General features: G+C 35.0%; 17 protein-coding genes and 1 riboswitch. Of the genes, 11 read left to right on the top strand and 6 right to left on the bottom strand.

Annotation, left to right across the window (positions count from 1 at the left end; translation table 11 throughout):
* Nucleotides 1–71: 71 nt before the first annotated feature.
* From FSZ17_RS14685 to FSZ17_RS14675, 4 genes are all read left to right on the top strand, one after another.
* Nucleotides 72–2105, top strand: a complete 2034-nt coding sequence (locus FSZ17_RS14685; RefSeq protein ID WP_228460221.1) for a sensor domain-containing protein — start codon at nt 72–74, stop codon at nt 2103–2105.
* Between the two features lie 12 nt (nt 2106–2117).
* Nucleotides 2118–3251 (top strand): THUMP domain-containing class I SAM-dependent RNA methyltransferase, encoded by a 1134-nt coding sequence (locus FSZ17_RS14680; RefSeq protein WP_057771309.1) that lies wholly within the window; start codon nt 2118–2120, stop codon nt 3249–3251.
* 130 nt (nt 3252–3381) lie between these two features.
* Nucleotides 3382–3552 carry a hypothetical protein gene (locus FSZ17_RS23485; RefSeq protein ID WP_185150631.1) on the top strand — a complete coding sequence of 57 codons (171 nt, stop codon included), beginning with the start codon at nt 3382–3384 and terminating at the stop codon, nt 3550–3552.
* A gap of 500 nt (nt 3553–4052) precedes the next feature.
* On the top strand, nt 4053–5984 hold the full coding sequence (locus tag FSZ17_RS14675) for an ATP-dependent DNA helicase (protein ID WP_057771308.1): 1932 nt from the start codon (nt 4053–4055) through the stop codon (nt 5982–5984).
* Between the two features lie 201 nt (nt 5985–6185).
* On the opposite strand, the gene FSZ17_RS14670 is transcribed toward FSZ17_RS14675, so the two are convergent.
* Nucleotides 6186–7343 carry an MFS transporter gene (locus FSZ17_RS14670; protein ID WP_057771307.1) on the bottom strand — a complete coding sequence of 386 codons (1158 nt, stop codon included), beginning with the start codon at nt 7341–7343 and terminating at the stop codon, nt 6186–6188.
* Between the two features lie 216 nt (nt 7344–7559).
* Here FSZ17_RS14670 and FSZ17_RS14665 point away from each other — a divergent pair, with 216 nt between their 5' ends.
* Complete coding sequence (locus FSZ17_RS14665; RefSeq protein WP_057771306.1) at nt 7560–9074, top strand: carboxypeptidase M32; 1515 nt, start codon at nt 7560–7562, stop codon at nt 9072–9074.
* 56 nt (nt 9075–9130) lie between these two features.
* Nucleotides 9131–10042, top strand: a complete 912-nt coding sequence (locus FSZ17_RS14660) for a DMT family transporter (RefSeq protein WP_057771305.1) — start codon at nt 9131–9133, stop codon at nt 10040–10042.
* Between the two features lie 102 nt (nt 10043–10144).
* Here the strand turns inward: FSZ17_RS14660 and FSZ17_RS14655 are convergent, their stop codons facing one another.
* The 3 genes from FSZ17_RS14655 to FSZ17_RS14645 are packed head-to-tail and all read right to left on the bottom strand — an operon-like array spanning nt 10145 to nt 12459.
* The gene (locus FSZ17_RS14655; RefSeq protein ID WP_057771304.1) at nt 10145–11800 is read right to left on the bottom strand and encodes a b(o/a)3-type cytochrome-c oxidase subunit 1; all 1656 of its coding nucleotides are present in this window, start codon (nt 11798–11800) and stop codon (nt 10145–10147) included.
* A complete protein-coding gene (locus tag FSZ17_RS14650) occupies nt 11800–12276 on the bottom strand; it encodes a cytochrome c oxidase subunit II (protein ID WP_057771303.1) in 477 nt (158 codons plus the stop codon). Before FSZ17_RS14650 ends, FSZ17_RS14655 begins: the two co-directional genes overlap by 1 nt.
* A gap of 21 nt (nt 12277–12297) precedes the next feature.
* Nucleotides 12298–12459, bottom strand: coding sequence for a hypothetical protein (locus FSZ17_RS14645; RefSeq protein ID WP_057771302.1), 162 nt, complete (start codon nt 12457–12459; stop codon nt 12298–12300).
* A gap of 401 nt (nt 12460–12860) precedes the next feature.
* A riboswitch (purine riboswitch) is annotated at nt 12861–12962 on the top strand.
* A gap of 147 nt (nt 12963–13109) precedes the next feature.
* Here FSZ17_RS14645 and FSZ17_RS14640 point away from each other — a divergent pair.
* Both FSZ17_RS14640 and FSZ17_RS14635 read left to right on the top strand, forming a co-directional pair.
* The gene (locus FSZ17_RS14640; protein WP_057771301.1) at nt 13110–13706 is read left to right on the top strand and encodes a xanthine phosphoribosyltransferase; all 597 of its coding nucleotides are present in this window, start codon (nt 13110–13112) and stop codon (nt 13704–13706) included.
* A complete protein-coding gene (locus FSZ17_RS14635; RefSeq protein ID WP_057771300.1) occupies nt 13703–15010 on the top strand; it encodes a nucleobase:cation symporter-2 family protein in 1308 nt (435 codons plus the stop codon). Before FSZ17_RS14640 ends, FSZ17_RS14635 begins: the two co-directional genes overlap by 4 nt.
* Before the next feature lie 202 nt (nt 15011–15212).
* Here the strand turns inward: FSZ17_RS14635 and FSZ17_RS14630 are convergent, their stop codons facing one another.
* On the bottom strand, nt 15213–15524 hold the full coding sequence (locus FSZ17_RS14630) for a hypothetical protein (protein WP_057771299.1): 312 nt from the start codon (nt 15522–15524) through the stop codon (nt 15213–15215).
* A gap of 272 nt (nt 15525–15796) precedes the next feature.
* Here FSZ17_RS14630 and FSZ17_RS23955 point away from each other — a divergent pair, with 272 nt between their 5' ends.
* Nucleotides 15797–15925 carry a hypothetical protein gene (locus FSZ17_RS23955; protein ID WP_267128887.1) on the top strand — a complete coding sequence of 43 codons (129 nt, stop codon included), beginning with the start codon at nt 15797–15799 and terminating at the stop codon, nt 15923–15925.
* Between the two features lie 429 nt (nt 15926–16354).
* Here FSZ17_RS23955 and FSZ17_RS14625 read toward each other — a convergent pair whose 3' ends face one another.
* Nucleotides 16355–16810, bottom strand: coding sequence for a chemotaxis protein CheX (locus tag FSZ17_RS14625; protein ID WP_057771298.1), 456 nt, complete (start codon nt 16808–16810; stop codon nt 16355–16357).
* Nucleotides 16811–17086: 276 nt separating this feature from the next.
* Between FSZ17_RS14625 and FSZ17_RS14620 the strand changes: the two genes are divergently transcribed.
* Together FSZ17_RS14620 and FSZ17_RS14615 are read left to right on the top strand one after the other, a co-directional pair.
* Nucleotides 17087–18175, top strand: a complete 1089-nt coding sequence (locus tag FSZ17_RS14620; RefSeq protein WP_057771297.1) for a type III polyketide synthase — start codon at nt 17087–17089, stop codon at nt 18173–18175.
* Nucleotides 18176–18178: 3 nt separating this feature from the next.
* The gene (locus FSZ17_RS14615; protein WP_057771296.1) at nt 18179–18739 is read left to right on the top strand and encodes an isoprenylcysteine carboxyl methyltransferase family protein; all 561 of its coding nucleotides are present in this window, start codon (nt 18179–18181) and stop codon (nt 18737–18739) included.
* Nucleotides 18740–19153 lie beyond the last annotated feature (414 nt).

Below are 19153 nucleotides of genomic sequence, written 5' to 3'. Positions count from 1 at the left end.
CATATATGATTATAAACGAATGATTTGAAATAAATAAACATGATAATATATAGCAAATAGGGACGAGAAAAATGAATGTATCTGACATTGTATTTAACCATATGCAGGAAGGAATCATCCTCTTAAACAAGGATTTTAACATTATGTCATTAAATCCAGCTGCGAAAAAGATCACACTTTTTAAAGATGAGGATGCAGATGGGATTGATTTCGCTTCTTTGTTTAATAGGATGAATGATTTTCTCACAATTAAATATATCCTCCTAGAAATGGGGAATTGGGAGGGTGAAGTTCAAAAGAAAAGAAAAAATGGTGAATTATATACAGAATGGATGATGATCCGAACATTTACTGAAGAAGGAGCAGATGATTCCCAATATATAGTTATTTTCAACGATTATACTCAACAAAAGATTTCGCAAAATGAAAAAAAGCTAGCAGAAAAGGTTCTTGAAAATACAAGTGAAGGTGTCATGATTACAGATAAAAACAGCAGGATTATTTCTGTAAATCCTGCCTTTGAAATCGTTACGGGATATAGTAATGAAGAAGTAGTAGGAAAGAATCCAAATATTCTCCAATCAGGAATCCACGATGTATTATTTTATAAAAATATGTGGGAACAAATTGAAGATATTGGTTATTGGAAAGGTGAAATTTGGAATAAACGCAAAAGTGGAGAGGTTTTTCCGGAATGGATAACAATTAGCTCCATTAAAGATGACCATGGCAATATTAATAACTTTGTTGCGGTTTTTACAGATATTACAGATAGGAAACATGCGGAAGATCAGCTTAGGTACTTAGCACATCATGATTCACTTACAGGGGTAGCAAACCGTTATAGTTTAAATAAGCGTCTCGAAGGTTTATTACATACAGCACAAAAATATAAGCAGCTGCTTGCCATTCTTTTCCTTGATTTAGATAGATTTAAGCAAATAAATGATACACTTGGCCATAATTATGGGGATATGCTCTTAAAAAATGTATCATCAAGACTTAAGGGGATCATAAAAAATAAAGATATGATTGCCCGCCTTGGTGGGGATGAGTTTGTCATTGTCTTACCTAATATTAAGCATCCAAAGGAAGCTGTTCATATTGCAGAAGGAATAATAGAAGCATTATCAAAATCATTTCTGCTAAACAATCAGGAAGTTTTTGTTACAACGAGTATTGGAATTAGTTTATATCCATTGGATGGAAATAATATAGAGTCATTGTTACGAAATGCAGATAAGGCGATGTACGAGGCAAAATATAGCGGAAGAAATCAGTATGAGCTCTACCATACAGAAATGCATCGAAATGAATCTAAAAAAATGATCATGGAAAATAATTTACGGCGAGCATTAGAGCGTAATGAAATTTATCTTGTGTATCACCCTGTAATGGATGCAAACACGAATGAAATCGTAAGTGTAGAAGCACTAGTCAGATGGAAACAAAAGCAATTAGGTGTGATTTCACCTTCTGAATTTATTCCACTAGCTGAAGAATCAGGTTTAATTATCCCTATAAGTGAATGGATTATTCAAAAAGCATGTGAAGATTTAAAAATGATTCACTTACAAGGAAAACCTAAACTAAGAATGAGCATAAATATATCAGCCATTCATTTTAATCAGGAAAATTTTGTAAAATCTATTGATGACATTATTCAAAAGACTAATGTTAATCCTAATTATATCAATTTTGAGTTAACAGAAAGTATGATTATGCCAAAAGCAAATGAATCTGTGGATAAGCTCGTAAAATTAAAACAGCTTGGAATAAAATTATCTATAGATGATTTTGGAACTGGATATTCTTCATTAAGCTATTTGAATCGCTTTCCACTTGATATCTTAAAAATTGATAAAAGCTTTGTAAGCGGATTGTTGAATTATAAAGAAGACTGCTCAATTGTGGAGGCAATTATCACAATGGCACATCGCCTGCATCTCAAAGTGATTGCAGAAGGTGTAGAAAACAAAAAACAATATGAGTTTCTTAAAAAAGAAAATTGTGATTATATTCAAGGATTTTATTTTTCAAAACCTCTCCCTTTTCATAAGCTAATAACCTTTTTTGAAAGTTGGGATCAGGAATTCATTAAATAGGGTGAAACATTCATGAAGTATGATTTAATTGCAACATCTGCAATGGGGCTTGAAGCTTTAGTTGCTAAAGAAGTGCGTGCTCTAGGGTATGATTGTGAAGTTGAAAATGGAAAAATAACATATAAAGGCGATGCTCTTGCGATTGCCCGTTCTAATATGTGGCTGAGAACAGCTGATAGAATAAAAATAAAAATCGGTGAATTCAAGGCAACCACTTTTGATGAGCTGTTTGAAAAAACGAAATCATTGCCATGGGAAAATTATTTGCCAGAAAATGCTGAGTTTCCGGTTACTGGGAAATCCGTCAAATCAAAGCTCTTTAGTGTTTCTGACTGTCAGGCAATCGTTAAAAAGGCAATTGTTGAAAGAATGAGATCTCATTATAAAAAAACGGGCTGGTTTGAAGAAAATGGACCTCTGTTCAAAATAGAAGTTGCTCTACATAAAGATATAGCTTTAATTTCATTAGATGCCAGTGGAAGCGGTCTTCATAAACGAGGGTACAGAGCTGGACAAGGGGAAGCACCTTTAAAAGAAACACTTGCTGCTGCCCTAGTTATGCTTACAAATTGGACACCAGAGAAGCCTTTTGTCGATCCATTTTGTGGATCAGGTACTATCCCTATTGAAGCCGCATTAATTGGACAAAATATTGCTCCAGGATTTAATCGAGAATTTGTTTCAGAGTCGTGGAATTGGATACCAGAAAAAGTATGGGAAGAAGCACGAAATGAAACGGAAGATTTAGCGAAATATGATCAGCCACTTGATATTACAGGAACTGATATTGATCACCGCATGGTCAAAATTGCTCAAGAAAATGCTTTTGAAGCGGGATTTGGAGATTTAATTAGCTTCAAGCAAATGCAGGTGAAGGATTTTACAACGCCAAAGGAATACGGAGTAATCGTTGGGAATCCACCATATGGTGAAAGACTTGGAGATAAAGAAGCTGTACAGAAAATGTATGAAGAAATGGGAAAAACATTTTCATTACTTGATACTTGGTCCATTTATATACTTACTTCAAATGAAGAATTTGAAAAATATTACGGAAAACCAGCAACAAAAAAACGAAAGTTATTCAATGGATTTATCCGTACAGATTATTATCAATATTGGGGAAAAAGACCGCCAAAAAGCTAAGTAATAGTTTATGGAAGGCATTCAATTGCTTCCGACTAATAAAAAATATAACTGCAATTTTCTTTGCATACGATTTCCTGACCTTGAATATGATATACATATCATCAAAAAAGGTCAGGAGGGCTATTCATTGAATCAACCCATTATTGATTTTAATAAAATATCACAGGCTTTAACCGATACGATCGAAGCAATTAAAGATGAAAAGGATTTGTCTTTTACGGCTCTCGAACAGCTGAAAAATGCACAGCATGATCTCCAGCAGGCAATATCTTTTTCATTTACATCCGTACATAAATAAGAAAAGCGAAAAACAACGTTTCTTTACTTGGAATCTGGCAGTCAGTCAGATTCTTTTTTCTTACTTGACACTTTTGATATTTACGATAAAATGATTGATGTTCTTTTGTTTAATAATAAGTTAATAATGAGAAAATGATAGTTATGAAATAAGCGCTTTTCTAGAAAGGGCTAGCTCCAGCGCCTACCCCCGAAGTACAGGAAGTACTAGTGTACATTGCGACAGGACGAGGGAAGCTTCGTCAGCGAAACATCGCACGACCAAAAGAGAAACTTTTGGGAGGACGTCGCGTTTTTGTCGACCAAGAGGTCATAAGCCTGTCCGCCAAGAAGATTAAAGAACCAACCTTCTAGTCGGCCTGTTTTATGTTTGTCGGGGGTGAGCACAAAGGAAAGCTCCTGCGAATTCTCCATCGCAGGAACAATTGTCCTTTGATTGTTCCGAAGGCGCTTATTCTTTTCTTATAAAGCGCTTAAATTTTTATTTGCCGGAGGGGTAATATGCAAAGCAAGATGCCGTTTGCATTGTCCAAAAACGATTCTTTTTTTGATAAATTAAGCGAGTGGATTGGGGATGTATTCTACGATATATTGCCAGAAGCAGGCTTTGAGTTAAGGGACGAACAAATTTTTATGGCCTTTCAACTTGAAAAGGCATTTAAAGAAAAGAAAGTTATTTTTGCGGAGGCAGGGGTAGGCACAGGAAAAACCATCGTCTATTTACTTTATTGCATTGCTTATGCAAGATACATAAATAAGCCTGCGATCATTGCGTGTGCAGATGAAACATTAATTGAACAGCTTGTTAAGAAGGAGGGCGATATTGCAAAGCTTGAGCAGGCTTTAAATTTAAACTTTGATGTGCGGCTGGCAAAGTCGAGAGATCAATATTTATGCCTAAACAAGCTTGATCAACACATTGCAAGTGAGGACAGGGAAGTCTATAACGCGCTTTATGATCAGCTTCCTGAATTTGTTCATTCTGGCTCGTCCATGCAAAGCTTCGAAAAATACGGTGATCGTAAGGAGTATCCAGAATTAACAGATGAGATGTGGGGAAAAATTGCGTGGGATCCTTTTCAAGATTGCTTTACATGTGAAAAGCGCCATCGTTGTGGACAAACACTAAACCGGGATTATTACCGCAATGCGAAGGATATTATTATTTGTTCCCATGATTTTTATATGGAGCATATTTGGACAAAGGAATCAAGGAAGCGTGAAGGCCAGCTCCCTCTATTACCTGAAAGTTCATGCGTTGTTTTTGACGAAGGTCATTTATTAGAGTTCGCTTCACAAAAAGCATTAACATATCGATTTACTGAGCAAATACTTGAATCTCTTTTAACAAGGCTAATGGCTAATGATGTTAGGGAAAAGACTTTATATATTATTGAAAATACGATCGTCCAGAATGAGCAATTTTTTTATGCACTTGAGCATGCATCTTCCTCAGATGAAGGTTCAGAAAAAAGAACAATTGAAAAAACGGGCATAGTTTTAAAAGAAGGGAAAAAACTCCTTGAGCATATTAGCACTCTTGAGGAAGAACTAGTATTTGAAAGTGAAATGTATGTAATTAACGAGTATGATTTAAAAATTGTTGAAGAATATTTAGAGCAAATTTATTATTCCTTATCGTTATTTTTAAAAGAATTAAAAGGCATTACATGGTTTGAAGAGAATAATGGAGAAAGAACTTTAGTTATTATGCCAAGGATGGTGGAAGATATTATGAGGGAAGAGGTTTTTTCCCAAAAGAAACCGTTTATCTTCTCCTCTGCGACATTATCTGAGAATAACTCATTTGATTATATGGCTAAAAGCCTAGGTATTGATCAATATTTATCTTTTTCTGTTTCTTCTCCATTTGATTATGAGGAAAATATGATCATTACTATGCCAGTATTTCCAAGTAAAGCGGATGAAGAGAAAATGCAATATGTTCAAGAACAGCTGGTGAAGACTAATGGCAGGGCATTAGTATTATTTACGAATCATGCTGATCTTGCTCGATTTAAGAAACAAATATACGGAAAAATGAACTTCCCAATTTATTTTGAGGGAGATGCTGAGATTAGTACACTAGTTTCTAATTTTCAAAACGATGAACAGTCTGTTCTTTGTTCGGTTCATCTTTGGGAAGGGCTCGATGTTCCTGGAAAATCCCTTGAGAATGTTTTTATTTACTCGCTTCCATTTCCTCCTCATGACCCAGTCTTTACCGCTAAACGTGAAGGAGCACAAGACCCATTTAATGAGGTTGATTTGCCTTATATGATTCTAAGGTTAAGACAAGGTATTGGAAGATTAATTAGAACACATGAAGATAAAGGGATTGTTCATATCATAATGGATCAAAATGAAAAACAAGAAGTAGTTGAATTAGTAAAAAGTGTCTTGCCAACGATTCCACAGAATGTGGTGTCTTAATCGGCTTATACGAAGTATTCATAGCCTGTAGAAGTTAAAATCCGCAGAAATTTTTATTCTGCGGATTTTTCATTTTCCTCTGCACATTCAAAGCATATTATTTTCATATCCTCCGTATGAATACCATTAAAAAAACCATCCATACAATAAAGACTTTTTCCACAGGAAGTGCAATGACCTACCAGCTCACGCATTTATTTATCACTCCATGCTCTCTTTGACTTGGCTTTTGCTTCGAAAATAAACAAACATCCAAAGCGTATTGATAAATAATATACATGCTGCGATTATATAGCCAGTTCCATAAGATACTTCCAATAAACCTGTAAGTGATGATCCGACAACGACTCCAAGTGAGAAAAAGGCATAGAACAGCCCGAATGCTTTTCCTCTTGTTTCATGGTCAGTATGATTAGCAAGCATTGCTGAAATGGATGGAAACAGTAAGGCGAACCCTGCGCCATATAATATCATACAGAAAAACAATAATAACAGAGAGGAGGACATACTTAATAATATTAGTGCGGCTCCAATTGTTGACATTCCAATCATCATAACAAAATGATTTTGGTATGTATCGAAAACTTTATTCGTAGGCAAAGCGAATATTAAAATCGCGGTAATTCCGAAAGTGCTAAGAAGCATCCCACTATACTGACTTCCAAATTCGAATATTTCAACCTGTAATGGAAGCATGTACGCTAGCACACCTTGGGCAAACATTAACGAGAAAGCGCCAATAAAACTAGTAGCAAGCATGGGTGTTTTTATTATAATTACAAGAGTTTTTAATGGTGGCTCAATTTTCCTTGAAATTGGAGTAGTGCCATTAGGAATAATAATTAATGATAGTACAGCAATAATTAGCATGATAACAGCAATGATTATGAATACCCAATTAACTCCATATTTTGCTGCAACAATTCCTCCAAATGCCGGTCCAATAATCGCAGAAATGCCAACTGCAACTCCCGAAATAGCCATAGATTTTCCTTGTTTTCCTTCTTCTCCTTTATTTGCTATGACGGTAAAAGCGGCAGGAACTAAAAATCCACTAAATAATCCATGTAGGAATCTTACAAACATCAATTGCTCTGGAGTAGAAACAATGGTATAAAGAAGCAGACTGCCTCCAGTCAAGAAAAAACCAAATAACAATACTTTTTTTGCTCCTTGTTTGTCTATCCAATAACCAGCCAATATATTTCCGAACATATTTGTAAAAGAATACATACCTACTGTTAAACCAATTAAAGCAGGTGTTGCTCCTAAGCTTTTGGCAAAAGGGCTCATGATTGGTAATTGTGAAAACATGTCAAAAAATGAAATCAAAACGATAAATAATATAAATTGTTTCATAATATCTCTTCCTATGTTTTAGAGTTTAACTGTCTTGTCTTACTTAAGAAGTTGATCAAGGCAATATCATTTCTAATTATAACTTCTTTTTTATTAGAAAACGAATATCGGAATTGAACTTACTGTGACTGGAATCATTTTTGGATAGATTGCTCCTTTTTTTTCAGAAAAATATGATAAAATAGGAAGCGTATTTCAATATTAGGGGGGATCATGATGAGTAATCAAATAGATAAAATTGAAAACGAGTTTTTGGAATATGTAAAAAAAATGGAGTCATATAATGAAGCTCTTTCGTTAATGTATTGGGATTTGCGTACAGGAGCACCTAAGCAAGGAATTGAGCAGCGTTCTGAAGTCATTGGTATGCTTTCTTCCGATGTATTTAAAATGTCTACGTCAAATGAGATGGCAGATTACATAGAACAATTATCTGGCAGTAAAGATGATTTATCAGAAAAGACATGGAAGACACTGGAAGAATGTAAAAAGGAATATGACCGTAATAAAAAAATTCCAGCAGAAGAATATAAAGAATTTGTTATTCTACAATCAAAGGCTGAAAGTATTTGGGAAGAGGCAAAGGAGAAAGCGGATTTTTCATTGTTCCGCCCATATTTAGAAAAACTTGTTGAAACGACAAAACGCTTTATTGGCTATTGGGGATATGATGGGAATAAATATAATACTTTGCTTGACATGTATGAGCCGGGAATTACTGTTGAGGTATTAGATCGGGTATTTGGCGAGCTACGTGAGAAAATTGTTCCGCTTGTACAACAAATCTCAGAATCTGCCAATAAACCGGAAACTACCTTTTTGTTTGAACATTTCCCTAAGAATAAGCAGCGAGATTTTAGTCTAGCCATTCTTGAACAGATGGGCTATAACTTTAATGCAGGAAGATTAGATGAGACTGTACATCCTTTTGCCATAGGACTTAACCCTGGTGATGTTCGTGTAACAACAAAATATGATGAATCTGACTTCCGTACAGCTGTATTTGGTACGATCCATGAAGGAGGTCACGCACTATATGAGCAGAATATTTCTCAAGATTTAATCGGTACACCTCTTTGCGACGGAACATCAATGGGAATCCATGAATCACAATCACTTTTCTATGAAAACTTTGTCGGGCGCAATCAATCTTTCTGGAAGAAGAATTATGATTTACTGAAGGAATATGCTTCAGGACAATTTGATGAAATCAGTCTCGAAGATTTTTATCGTGCAATCAATGAATCTAAGCCTTCTCTCATCCGAATTGAAGCTGATGAATTAACATATCCATTACATATTATCATCCGGTATGAAATTGAAAAAGGAATATTTAATGATGAAATAGAGGTTAAAGATCTTCCTCAAGTCTGGAAAGATAAATATGAAAAATATTTAGGAGTAAAGCCTGAAAATGATGCACAAGGAGTGCTTCAGGATGTACACTGGTCTGGAGGAAGCTTCGGCTATTTCCCTTCTTACGCATTAGGCTACATGTATGCAGCACAACTGAAAAATGCGATGCAGAAAGACTTGCCACATTATGATCAGCTTCTGGAGGAAGGAAATTTATTACCGATAAAAGAATGGTTTACAGAGAATGTACACAAATATGGTAAGCTGAAGAAGCCGCTAGATATCCTAAATGATGTGACAGGTGAGGGATTGAATGCCGAATTCTTAATTAAATATCTATATGATAAGTACATCAATGTATATAAATTGCAATAAGACATGATAAGTGGGGGATGACTAGCGTCATTCTCTTTCTTTAAGGAGAGAATTTTATGAAAAAGCTGCTGCCTTATTTAATGATTGCTGCAGGAGCCAGTCTTTGGGGAATAATTGCTTTCTTCGTTAAAGGGTTAGCCGATTATGGATTTACTTCGATGGAAATTGTAGCTATCAGAGTCATTTATGCGGCAATATTTTTATTATTCATTGGCATAATCCACTATCGTAAACAAATGATACTATATCGATTTACAGATATTCGTTTTTTTATTGGAACAGGCATATTCAGTGTCGTATTTTTTAATTTCTGCTATTTCACAACGATAAGTCAAATGAATATATCAATTGCAGTCATTCTACTTTATACTGCACCAGCATTTGTGACGATTTTGTCTTTCATTTTCTTAAAAGAAAGCCTTAATATGAACAAGCTTATTGCAGTTATAGGGACAATTATTGGATGTATATTAATCGCTGGTGTCTCTGCTGGTGATAGTAACCTTACGTTCATTGGGGTCATAACGGGTTTAGGCTCTGGACTCGGCTACGCATTATATACAATTTTCAGCAAATTCGCATTAAAGAAATATCAGCCATTTACCATTACATTGTATACCTTTATCGTAGCTGCAATTTTCTTGCTGCCTATTACACAGCTTTGGCAAAAGGTTGATCTGCTCTTAAATTCGAACGTGTTATTATATAGTATTGGTCTAGGATTCATCCCAACAGTATTAGCATATTTTATTTACACATGGGGTCTTCAAAAGACAGAGGGGAGTAAAGCAGCGGTAATTGCTACAGTGGAACCAGTTGTTGCAACCCTCTTAGGGGTAATGCTATATGGGGAAAAGCTGGGTCTAATACAAATTGCTGGTGCTATATTAATTCTCTGTTCAGTCATAATCGTTAATGTTTCTTTTCAGAAAAAGAATGTTACCTCTGTTAGTCAAAAATTATCATAAAAAAAAGTGGTTATTTCATAATAGCAAATCCTTCTGAAATTCTAGAAATGAAAAAAGGGTGTCTCTGAGTCGAATAATCGACTTTCGAGACATCCCTTTTAATTACCAGAATTTAAAGCCCTTCGCACCTGGTGGCGCATTTTGTATTAAATCAATTAACGGTAGTGTGTAAGCAAATAGGATTAGACATGCAGTAATACCAACCCATAATTTCCAGTTGTCGAATACCATTGGAGTCTTTTCAGCATTATCCGCAACTTCACCTACAGGGAATTCTTGATCTCCTTTAGGTGCAAAGAAGGCAAGATTTACGACAATATAAAGCATTATGATAATGGATAAGAATAGGATTGATCCACCAACTGCTTGTGCAATTTGATAAGGAACCCATTCTGCAGCTTGTGCAGCACCACCATAATCAGAGAAAGATGAGCGGCGTGGTGCGCCAAGTAAACCAGCAGCATGCATTGCGCCTGACATGAATGTCATTCCTATTGCCCAAGTTATTCCTTGGATCAGGGCTAATTTATTCATTTTCTTAGTAAAGATTCTTCCTGTTAAATGCGGAATTAGCCAGTAGGCAACTCCGAAATATGTTAATAAAACGGCAGTAGCGACAGTTAAATGGAAGTGTCCTGTAACCCAAATTGTATTGTGAACAACTTGGTTCATTTGGTGGGAAGCGTTAACGATACCACCTGCACCACCAGGAATGAATGCTAACATACCGATGAATGGAACAGTAAAGCGAGCATCTCCCCAAGGAAGCTTTTTAACCCAACCAAAAAGTCCTTTTGCCCCTTTTGAACGACCAAAGCTTTCAAATGTAGCAAATAATGAGAAAGCCGTCATTAGGGAAGGGATTACAACTAAGAAAGTTAAGACAACTTGTAAGAATTTCCATGCTGGGTCAATTCCTGGCTCCAACAATTGATGGTGGAAACCAACTGGGATTGAGAAGAGCAGTAGTAAAATAAATGACATACGCGCTAAAGAATCTGAGAACATTTTTCCGCCAATAACTTTTGGAATGACAACATACCATGCCATATATGCAGGCAGTAACCAGAAGTATACAAGTGGATGACCGAAATACCAGAATAATGCACGGCTGACACCGATGTTTACTGTATCAACTAGTCCAAGAGACCAAGGCAATAATTGGAATAAAACAGTTGTAGCTACACCAAGTGTTGCAACGTCCCACATGATTAATGTAATCACTGTCATAAAAGTAAGCAACGGGCTTGGTTGGCCAGGATTAGCTTTTTTCCATTGACCATATTTCATATAAATAGCAGCACTATCAAACCATGTTCCGACAATAACTAGTGTTAATCCTAGGTAGAATAGAAAATGAGCTTGAAGTGGTGCGTAGAATGTAAAAAGTACAGTAGCTTCGTTTAGCAGAATCATCACAGCAGCCATAGCAGTACCAATCGTTTTTAACCAAAAACCGATCCAACCGAGAGTACGCTGGCGAGCTGTAAATGTACCTGCTGTTTTACTAACAGAAGAAACCATAAAGCCAATAATAAAGAAAGTAGTTAGTACAAGTCCTAAAACAACACCGTGAACCGTTAAAATTTGATAATATCCGATTCCAGCAGGTAATTCCAATTTTCCAGAACGAACTAAAACTTGCAATAATCCTGCAAGGCCGCCAATTGCTAAAGCAATAAATGCGACATAAAGATGTGCCATTGCAAGTTTTCCATCGCGGCGGTCAACTTTTGTATTTGCTAGCTGGTTTAGCATTATTCAACCACCTCAATTTTCGAAGTCATCATATGGTGACCAACCCCACAATATTCATTACAAAGGATTAAAAATTCACCAGTTTTGTTAAAAGTATAGACAAGTTCACTTATGTAGCCAGGCTCTAGCATCATGTTAACGTTTGTGCCTGCTACTTCAAATCCATGGATAACATCCTTTGTTGTAGCAATAACTTTTACTTTTGCACCTTTTGGAATTTGAACTTCACCAGGTGTATAATTAAATGCAGAAGCAACGAATACTAATTCATAGTCCCATTCTTTACCTTCAACTTTTTTAAGCCCAGGTTCATTAAAAGGAGCAGTTGTATCTACCTTTTCAGGATCTATTGTTGCCAAACAGCTTGGAGGCTGATTTCCGAGATAGAAAGCGCTGACACCTAGTACGGTTAAAAATACAAGCAGCGATCCTATACCGAAGATAAGCCAAATTTTTTCAAACTTATGCAAATGCATGGCTTTTTCCCCTCTCTTCAATTAAGAACGATCTAAAAATAATGAGTAAACGCTAACCCACGTAACTATTAGGATAACCCCTAACAAGAAAACGGAAGCTAACGTCCCTTTTAAAGAAGAACTATCTTCTACTTCAATTTCAGTTTCTGTTTCTGTATTTCTATTGAGTTCCGTTTTCGCCATTTTCTCTCACTCCTTTCGGAAATTTGGAAAAAGTAAATGATTACAATTTCATAATACTAAACTATTTTGGAGAATCTAGATGGTTTTAGTGAGTTCACAAATTGTTCATTGATAACTTTAACACTATGCTAATAGTGTAAAGTTGGTATTTCAGTGATATATATCACGAATGAAGGGGTGTAATTGTGAAGATATTGTGAAGATGAAATCTATCATGTGAGTGTATAGAAATAGTGCTTAAGATGTATGTTTTTTTGCCTATTTTTCTCGGAAGCATACATTTTCTTAAAACATCGAAAACATAGGCATTCAAAGAAAAATGCATAAAATACCCCTCGGTCTAATTTGTTTAATTGATTTCCTAAAAAATGATGTTATAATACTTTTATCGCAAATTAATAAAATACTAATAAAGATTAACTCATATAATCGCAGGAATATGGCTTGCAAGTTTCTACCGGGTTACCGTAAATGACCTGACTATGAGTAAGTAATGATCGGGAATCTGAATTGTATTCCCTGATAATTTCCATCTTTTTCGATAAAGCTTGATGGTCATTGCTTCACTCATATTAATGAAGTGAAGACAATGATCATCAAGCTTTTTTTGCATTTATCAGCTTGAAATGAACATCAGAAGGAGGATAAATATGGAGTTACTTATAAATAAAATAAAAGAGGATGGAATTGTTCTATCTGACTCCGTTTTGAAAGTTGATTCTTTTTTAAATCATCAAATTGACCCTCAACTAATGTACGAGATTGGTAGAGAATTTGCTAGCCGTTTCCAAAGTGAAGGGATAACAAAAATATTGACTATAGAGTCTTCCGGAATTGCCCCATCGGTTATGGCAGGCTTACAACTTCAAGTTCCCGTTATTTTTGCAAGAAAACGCAAATCATTAACACTTTTAAATGAACTATATTCTTCAAAGGTCTATTCCTTTACGAAGCAAGAATCGAATGAAATCTCTATTGCGAAGAAGTATTTAAACGAGAATGATAGAGTTCTTATCATAGATGATTTCCTAGCAAATGGTCAGGCTGCAATCGGATTAGCTGATATTGCAAAGCATGCAAAGGCAGAAATTGCAGGGATTGGCATAGTAATTGAAAAAGGTTTTCAAGATGGGGGTAAAATTCTTCGAGAACAGGGCTATCGTGTTGAATCATTAGCTAGAATTGGTTCACTAGAAAACGGAATCGTTACCTTTATTACAGATAATGTAGGGGAGACAGTGAAATGAATCAACAACGACTAAAAGTAGCTTCATTAGGTATTCAGCACGTATTAGCCATGTATGCCGGGGCTGTCATCGTGCCATTAATAATTGGAGGAGCACTTGGATTAACAGGGGAACAGCTTACCTACTTAGTATCCATAGATATTTTGACAAGTGGTGTGGCTACAATCCTTCAAGTTTGGAGAAACAAGTATTTTGGAATAGGTCTTCCTATTGTATTAGGATGTACATTTACAGCTGTAGGTCCCATCATTGCTATAGGAAATCAATATGGGATATCAGCTATTTACGGAGCTATTCTAGTATCAGGTGTTTTTGTAGTAATAATAGGTAAATATTTTGGGAAACTCGTAAGATTTTTTCCGCCAGTTGTTACAGGATCGGTGGTAACAATTATCGGGATTACACTTGTCCCAGTGGCAATGAATAATATGGCTGGAGGTCAAGGAAGTCCTGATTTTGGAGCTTTATCCAATATTGCTCTTGCATTTGGTACTCTACTATTCATAATTCTCCTATTCAGGTTTTCAAAAGGATTCATTCGTTCTATTTCGATTCTAATCGGTTTAATTGCGGGAACTATTGCAGCTTCATTTATGGGAAAAGTTGATTTTACTGCTGTAGGAGAAGCTTCATGGTTTCATATGGCAAAGCCGTTTTATTTTGGGCTGCCAACCTTTGAAATAACACCTATCATCACAATGATTCTTGTTGCATTAGTAAGTTTAGTTGAATCTTCTGGTGTTTATTTTGCACTAGGTGACATTTGTGGTAAGAAAATTGAAGAAAAAGATTTGGTGAATGGGTACCGCGCTGAAGGGTTAGCAAGCATTATCGGCGGTATTTTCAATTCATTTCCTTATACCACCTATTCGCAAAATGTTGGCCTAATTCAAATTTCTGGAGTTAAATCGAACAATGTCATTTATACTGCAGCTTCCATGCTTATTTTGCTTGGTTTCGTTCCGAAAATTGGGGCAATAACAACCATCATTCCTGCTCCAGTTTTAGGAGGAGCAATGGTTGCCATGTTCGGTATGGTTGTTGCTTCCGGAATAAAAATGCTGAGCAAAGTTGAATTTGCATCACAGGAAAATTTATTGATTATTGCCTGTTCTGTAGGAATGGGACTTGGCGTTTCTGTTGTACCAGGGTTATTTGCTCAGCTGCCTGATAGCATTCGAATTTTGACTGAAAATGGAATAGTAGCAGGGAGCCTAACAGCGATTTTATTAAATATTCTATTTAATGAAATAAAGTTCAAACAGAAACATCCTGTAAAAATAAAAGAATCAAAGGTATTATAGATTGGAAACCATGAGTGAATTTTCACTTAGAATACCCGACATATTTTAGGTGAAAATATGTCGATACGTCATCACCAATTGCTTATCTAATAATAATTAGATAAGCAATTGGAGGTGACGTTTTTTGTTATGAAACGTAAACGAATAACATACAGCAAATAGTCCCTTCTCAATTGAGAGATTATAAAGTGAAATCACCTTACTAAACTACTCGTTTTTTAGATTTCATAAAATATAAACAGATGGAAGAAAGTAACACTAAAATACCGTTTATGATATAAAGACCAGTAAAAACGACAGTTAATATACCTGCACCCCAACCACTTTCATCAAAGAATAAGACAAAAAATAAAGTGCCAAAGAAAATAAGTGGTGTTAAGAGGAGAAAAATAACCCCTGACCATATTCTTCTTTTAATATCTTTCTGAGAAAACTTGAATACATAAAAGTTGATTATACTAAACGCAATAATTTCAAACAGAATTGTTAATGACAGTCCAACTGTATCAGACATTCCCAATCTCCTCTCATCTTTAAGATATTATATCCGTTTATCTACTATACCTATATAATTCTTAAAAAGCCCTTCTAAAATTTAAGGGGCTTTGACAATCTATTTAGGTAAAAAGAAAATTGGAGATTCTTCTCCACTATCGAAAGTTAGTTTAACATCATTAACAATTTCAACATGTCCTTCAATTTATCCTTCAGCAAAAGCACAGTTATATAATTCACTAGTAGACAGAAAAAGAAAACATTCAACTGTCTGCTATTAGGGGATTTTTTATGGGTGAAAATAGAGAAACCTATGATATAAAATTCAAAGGTAGCATATTTTTTAAGAAGGGTATAGTAACAAAAAAATATGCTGGCAAAGAATTAGGAATATTTACTCGTTGTTGTAAATGCGGTTAAACAATTTGAAGCTGAGGGAATTAAAATGTTTGAAGATGAATGCGGGGAGGGATAAGGTCATTTTAAAGGAAGACTCAGAATATTTTCGGGTGATTCTGAAATTTTAATAAAGGATTAAAAGCAGAGAAACGAATTAACATTATTTATTAAAGTAATATTTTTTAAATAACGATTTTCCATTTAATCACACATTTAAAACGAAAAAAATATAATACGGAAACAGTGTTACAGGAAGTGAGTATCATATGGAAAAATATTATTGCGATTATTGCAGACTATTATATAACCACGAAGTAGTATGCAAGGGGTGCGGTAAATTAGTAAAGAAAAAAATTATTATTGAAGTTCAAAAGCAAAAGAATGAAAATGATTTTTCATCAAAGGATTAATTTTTATGAAAATAAAAAACGGTACGATACGTACCGTTGATTAATTTAATTCCACCATTAAAACAATCATTAAACTACCAACATTTTGAATAGTGATTGGCAGTCTGAAGGCTTTTGTAAACCCATATACCTTTGTTTGGCCGACTAAAACCGTTGGAGGTGTTATATCCATCTCAAAGCCTCTTTGTGAGGCATATGTAGAAATACTGCCTGCAATCATATTGCCGAGCTCTCCCGCAAAGGATTCAAGCATTTCACCCTCAAGGACCATTCCAAACATGGCTTCCCCAATTTTCCCGAAAATCATTTCATCGCCGTCAATGATAATACGGCCCCTTGCATCTCCTGTCAATCCTATTAATACACCAATAGAATGCTGGGTGAAGGGTTGATTAAATAATGCAGGTTTTTCTACTGTAATCTCCAATGGTAAGACTGATTTCACCGCATCAATAGTCCCGTTTAATATATCTGTCACACTTTTGGTTAATGTCACCCGGCATTCCTCCAACTTATTAACTAGGACTATTTTAACATCATTTTTTAATTCAAACGTATAATTTTTTGAAAAAACACAAAAAAATTAATTGGAAAAGATTTGGTGATGTATCCTTTTTAAAAAAAATCTATAATTAAATTGCACAACGACTCCTTCAAGACTTTTGCTTCCTCATTTGGGGGAGCTTTTTTATTTCCTGATTCTAGCAACATAATGAATATTATGCAATTTGTGGGAAAAAATATCATTAAGTGTTAAGAAGGAGAGGACGCAATGCCATCAATCGTATCAATTGCAGAAGCTATCCCAAGACATATTCTTAAGCAGGATGAGGTCATGGATTTTGCAAGAGATTTATTTTCTGATTCCTTTCATAATATTGAAAGATTATTACAGGTTTTTCATAATGGTCAAATTGAAAAAAGGCATTTTGCTAAAGACATGAACTGGTTTAAAACTGATAAAACCTTCTCAGAAAAAAATGAAGCGTATATTGATTGTGCAACTGATTTAGGGGCTGAAGCAATTAAAAAATGCCTAATGAACGATGACTTTCTAAAAAGTGAAGTTCCATACAATGAAATTGAAGCGATTTTTTTTATTTCAAGCTCAGGACTTGCGACGCCAAGCATTGAAGCAAGGATTATGAATAAGCTTCCATTCTCACAAAATACAAAAAGAATTCCTATATGGGGATTAGGCTGCGCTGGTGGCGCCTCAGGCTTGTCACGTGCATTTGAATACTGTCTTGCATTTCCATTGGCTAAAGTATTGGTACTATCGGTTGAATTATGCAGCCTAACCTTTCAAAGAAATGATCGGTCAAAAAGTAACTTAATAGGAACTTCACTTTTTGCAGATGGGGTTGCATGTGCACTTGTTGTCGGGGAACAGGTTGATAGGGGAATATTTCAAAAGCTTGAATCTGTACCAAAAATTATTAGAACTCATTCAACCTTATTACCAAATTCTTTAGATGTTATGGGCTGGGAGATAAGGGATGACGGGCTTTATGTAATCTTCTCTAAGGACATTCCATCGATTATCGAGAGCTGGTTAAAGCCAAATGTAAATAATTTTTTACTTCAAAAGAAGTTGGATTTAGGTGATATTCAACATTTTATTGCACACCCCGGAGGAAAAAAAGTAATTGATGCATATGTTGATTCATTAAAGATTGATCCACAAATGACTAAAATCTCTCTAGAAGTATTGAAGCAATTCGGTAATATGTCTTCAGCTACTATTTTATATGTCCTAAAAAGATTTATGGAAATAGGTAAGACGAGTGAATACGGATTGGCCACAGCATTAGGTCCAGGCTTTAGCTCTGAAATGCTATTGCTAAGATGGGAGAATTAGAAAATGATTTTTTTTATGTTTATCACAATCATTATTTTCCAGCGTGTTTTCGAGTTGCTAATTGCCAAAAGAAATGAACGTCAAATGAAGAGGCGCGGAGCTTTGGAGTTTGGGCAGTCACATTATAAATTTATTGTCTTTGTACATAGTATGTTTTTTGTATCTCTTATAATAGAAGTCATTTGGTTTAATAAAGAGTTATCCTCAAGCTGGGCGATCCTTCTAATCTTATTCCTATTCACTCAAGCAGTGAGAATGTGGGCACTATTTTCTCTTGGATCATATTGGAATACAAAAATTATTGTTTTGCCTTACGCAGATATTGTAAAAAAAGGACCATATAGATTCATGAAGCATCCTAATTATACAATAGTTTCAATCGAATTTATTATCATCCCATTCATGTTTCAGGCATACATGACGGCTGTTCTTTTTACAATATTAAATGCAATCATATTATTCATTCGTATTCCTGCTGAGGAGAAGGCATTAAAAGAATTAACGAAATATGAAGAAGCATTTTCAAATATACATAGTTTTTCGAAAGATTATAAAAAGGTGTGACAATTAATGAACCCTATTGAAAATGACTATCAGTAATGCTAAAATGCTAATTGAATATGAAAATTATTATCAATTAATTATATGGAAAGGTGATGTTATGTATGGAAGCGATTTTTATTGCGGGTACAGTAACAGCCTATGTACTAATCATGAAACATGTTTTAAATAATGTTGCAAAGCCACATACTAAATAATTTGATACTTTCTACATAGCCAGGTGCAAACCTGGTTTTTATTTTTTGGCTGTGTTAAAACTCAGTGTTGATAATGCTATTTTGTTGTTGAACAGGGAAGTTAAACAGGGCCTATTTTTTATAGCTAGTCATAGTACGTCGAGTTTTGAATAAAGAAGTTCCAAATTCTAAAGATAGGAATTATAAGAAAAATCATTTAAAATAGTTAGTAAATGATGTT

The sequence above is a fragment of the Cytobacillus dafuensis genome, from assembly GCF_007995155.1.
Classification (GTDB): Bacteria; Bacillota; Bacilli; order Bacillales; family Cytobacillaceae; genus Cytobacillus; species Cytobacillus dafuensis.
Note: the sequence above shows the minus strand (reverse complement) of the source record. Positions and strands in the feature narration are given on the sequence as shown.

Bases quoted from the DNA above. Each gene is read 5' to 3' on its own strand.
- FSZ17_RS14640 (WP_057771301.1), top strand. From the start codon at position 13,110: ATGGAGTTACTTATAAATAAAATAAAAGAGGATGGAATTGTTCTATCT.
- FSZ17_RS14615 (WP_057771296.1), top strand. From the start codon at position 18,179: ATGATTTTTTTTATGTTTATCACAATCATTATTTTCCAGCGTGTTTTC.
- FSZ17_RS14645 (WP_057771302.1), bottom strand. From the start codon at position 12,459: ATGGCGAAAACGGAACTCAATAGAAATACAGAAACAGAAACTGAAATT.
- FSZ17_RS23955 (WP_267128887.1), top strand. From the start codon at position 15,797: ATGGGTGAAAATAGAGAAACCTATGATATAAAATTCAAAGGTAGCATA.
- FSZ17_RS14665 (WP_057771306.1), top strand. From the start codon at position 7,560: ATGAGTAATCAAATAGATAAAATTGAAAACGAGTTTTTGGAATATGTA.
- FSZ17_RS14635 (WP_057771300.1), top strand. From the start codon at position 13,703: ATGAATCAACAACGACTAAAAGTAGCTTCATTAGGTATTCAGCACGTA.
- FSZ17_RS14670 (WP_057771307.1), bottom strand. From the start codon at position 7,343: ATGAAACAATTTATATTATTTATCGTTTTGATTTCATTTTTTGACATG.
- FSZ17_RS14650 (WP_057771303.1), bottom strand. From the start codon at position 12,276: ATGCATTTGCATAAGTTTGAAAAAATTTGGCTTATCTTCGGTATAGGA.
- FSZ17_RS14655 (WP_057771304.1), bottom strand. From the start codon at position 11,800: ATGCTAAACCAGCTAGCAAATACAAAAGTTGACCGCCGCGATGGAAAA.
- FSZ17_RS14685 (WP_228460221.1), top strand. From the start codon at position 72: ATGAATGTATCTGACATTGTATTTAACCATATGCAGGAAGGAATCATC.
- FSZ17_RS14620 (WP_057771297.1), top strand. From the start codon at position 17,087: ATGCCATCAATCGTATCAATTGCAGAAGCTATCCCAAGACATATTCTT.
- FSZ17_RS14680 (WP_057771309.1), top strand. From the start codon at position 2,118: ATGAAGTATGATTTAATTGCAACATCTGCAATGGGGCTTGAAGCTTTA.
- FSZ17_RS14675 (WP_057771308.1), top strand. From the start codon at position 4,053: ATGCAAAGCAAGATGCCGTTTGCATTGTCCAAAAACGATTCTTTTTTT.
- FSZ17_RS14660 (WP_057771305.1), top strand. From the start codon at position 9,131: ATGAAAAAGCTGCTGCCTTATTTAATGATTGCTGCAGGAGCCAGTCTT.
- FSZ17_RS14630 (WP_057771299.1), bottom strand. From the start codon at position 15,524: ATGTCTGATACAGTTGGACTGTCATTAACAATTCTGTTTGAAATTATT.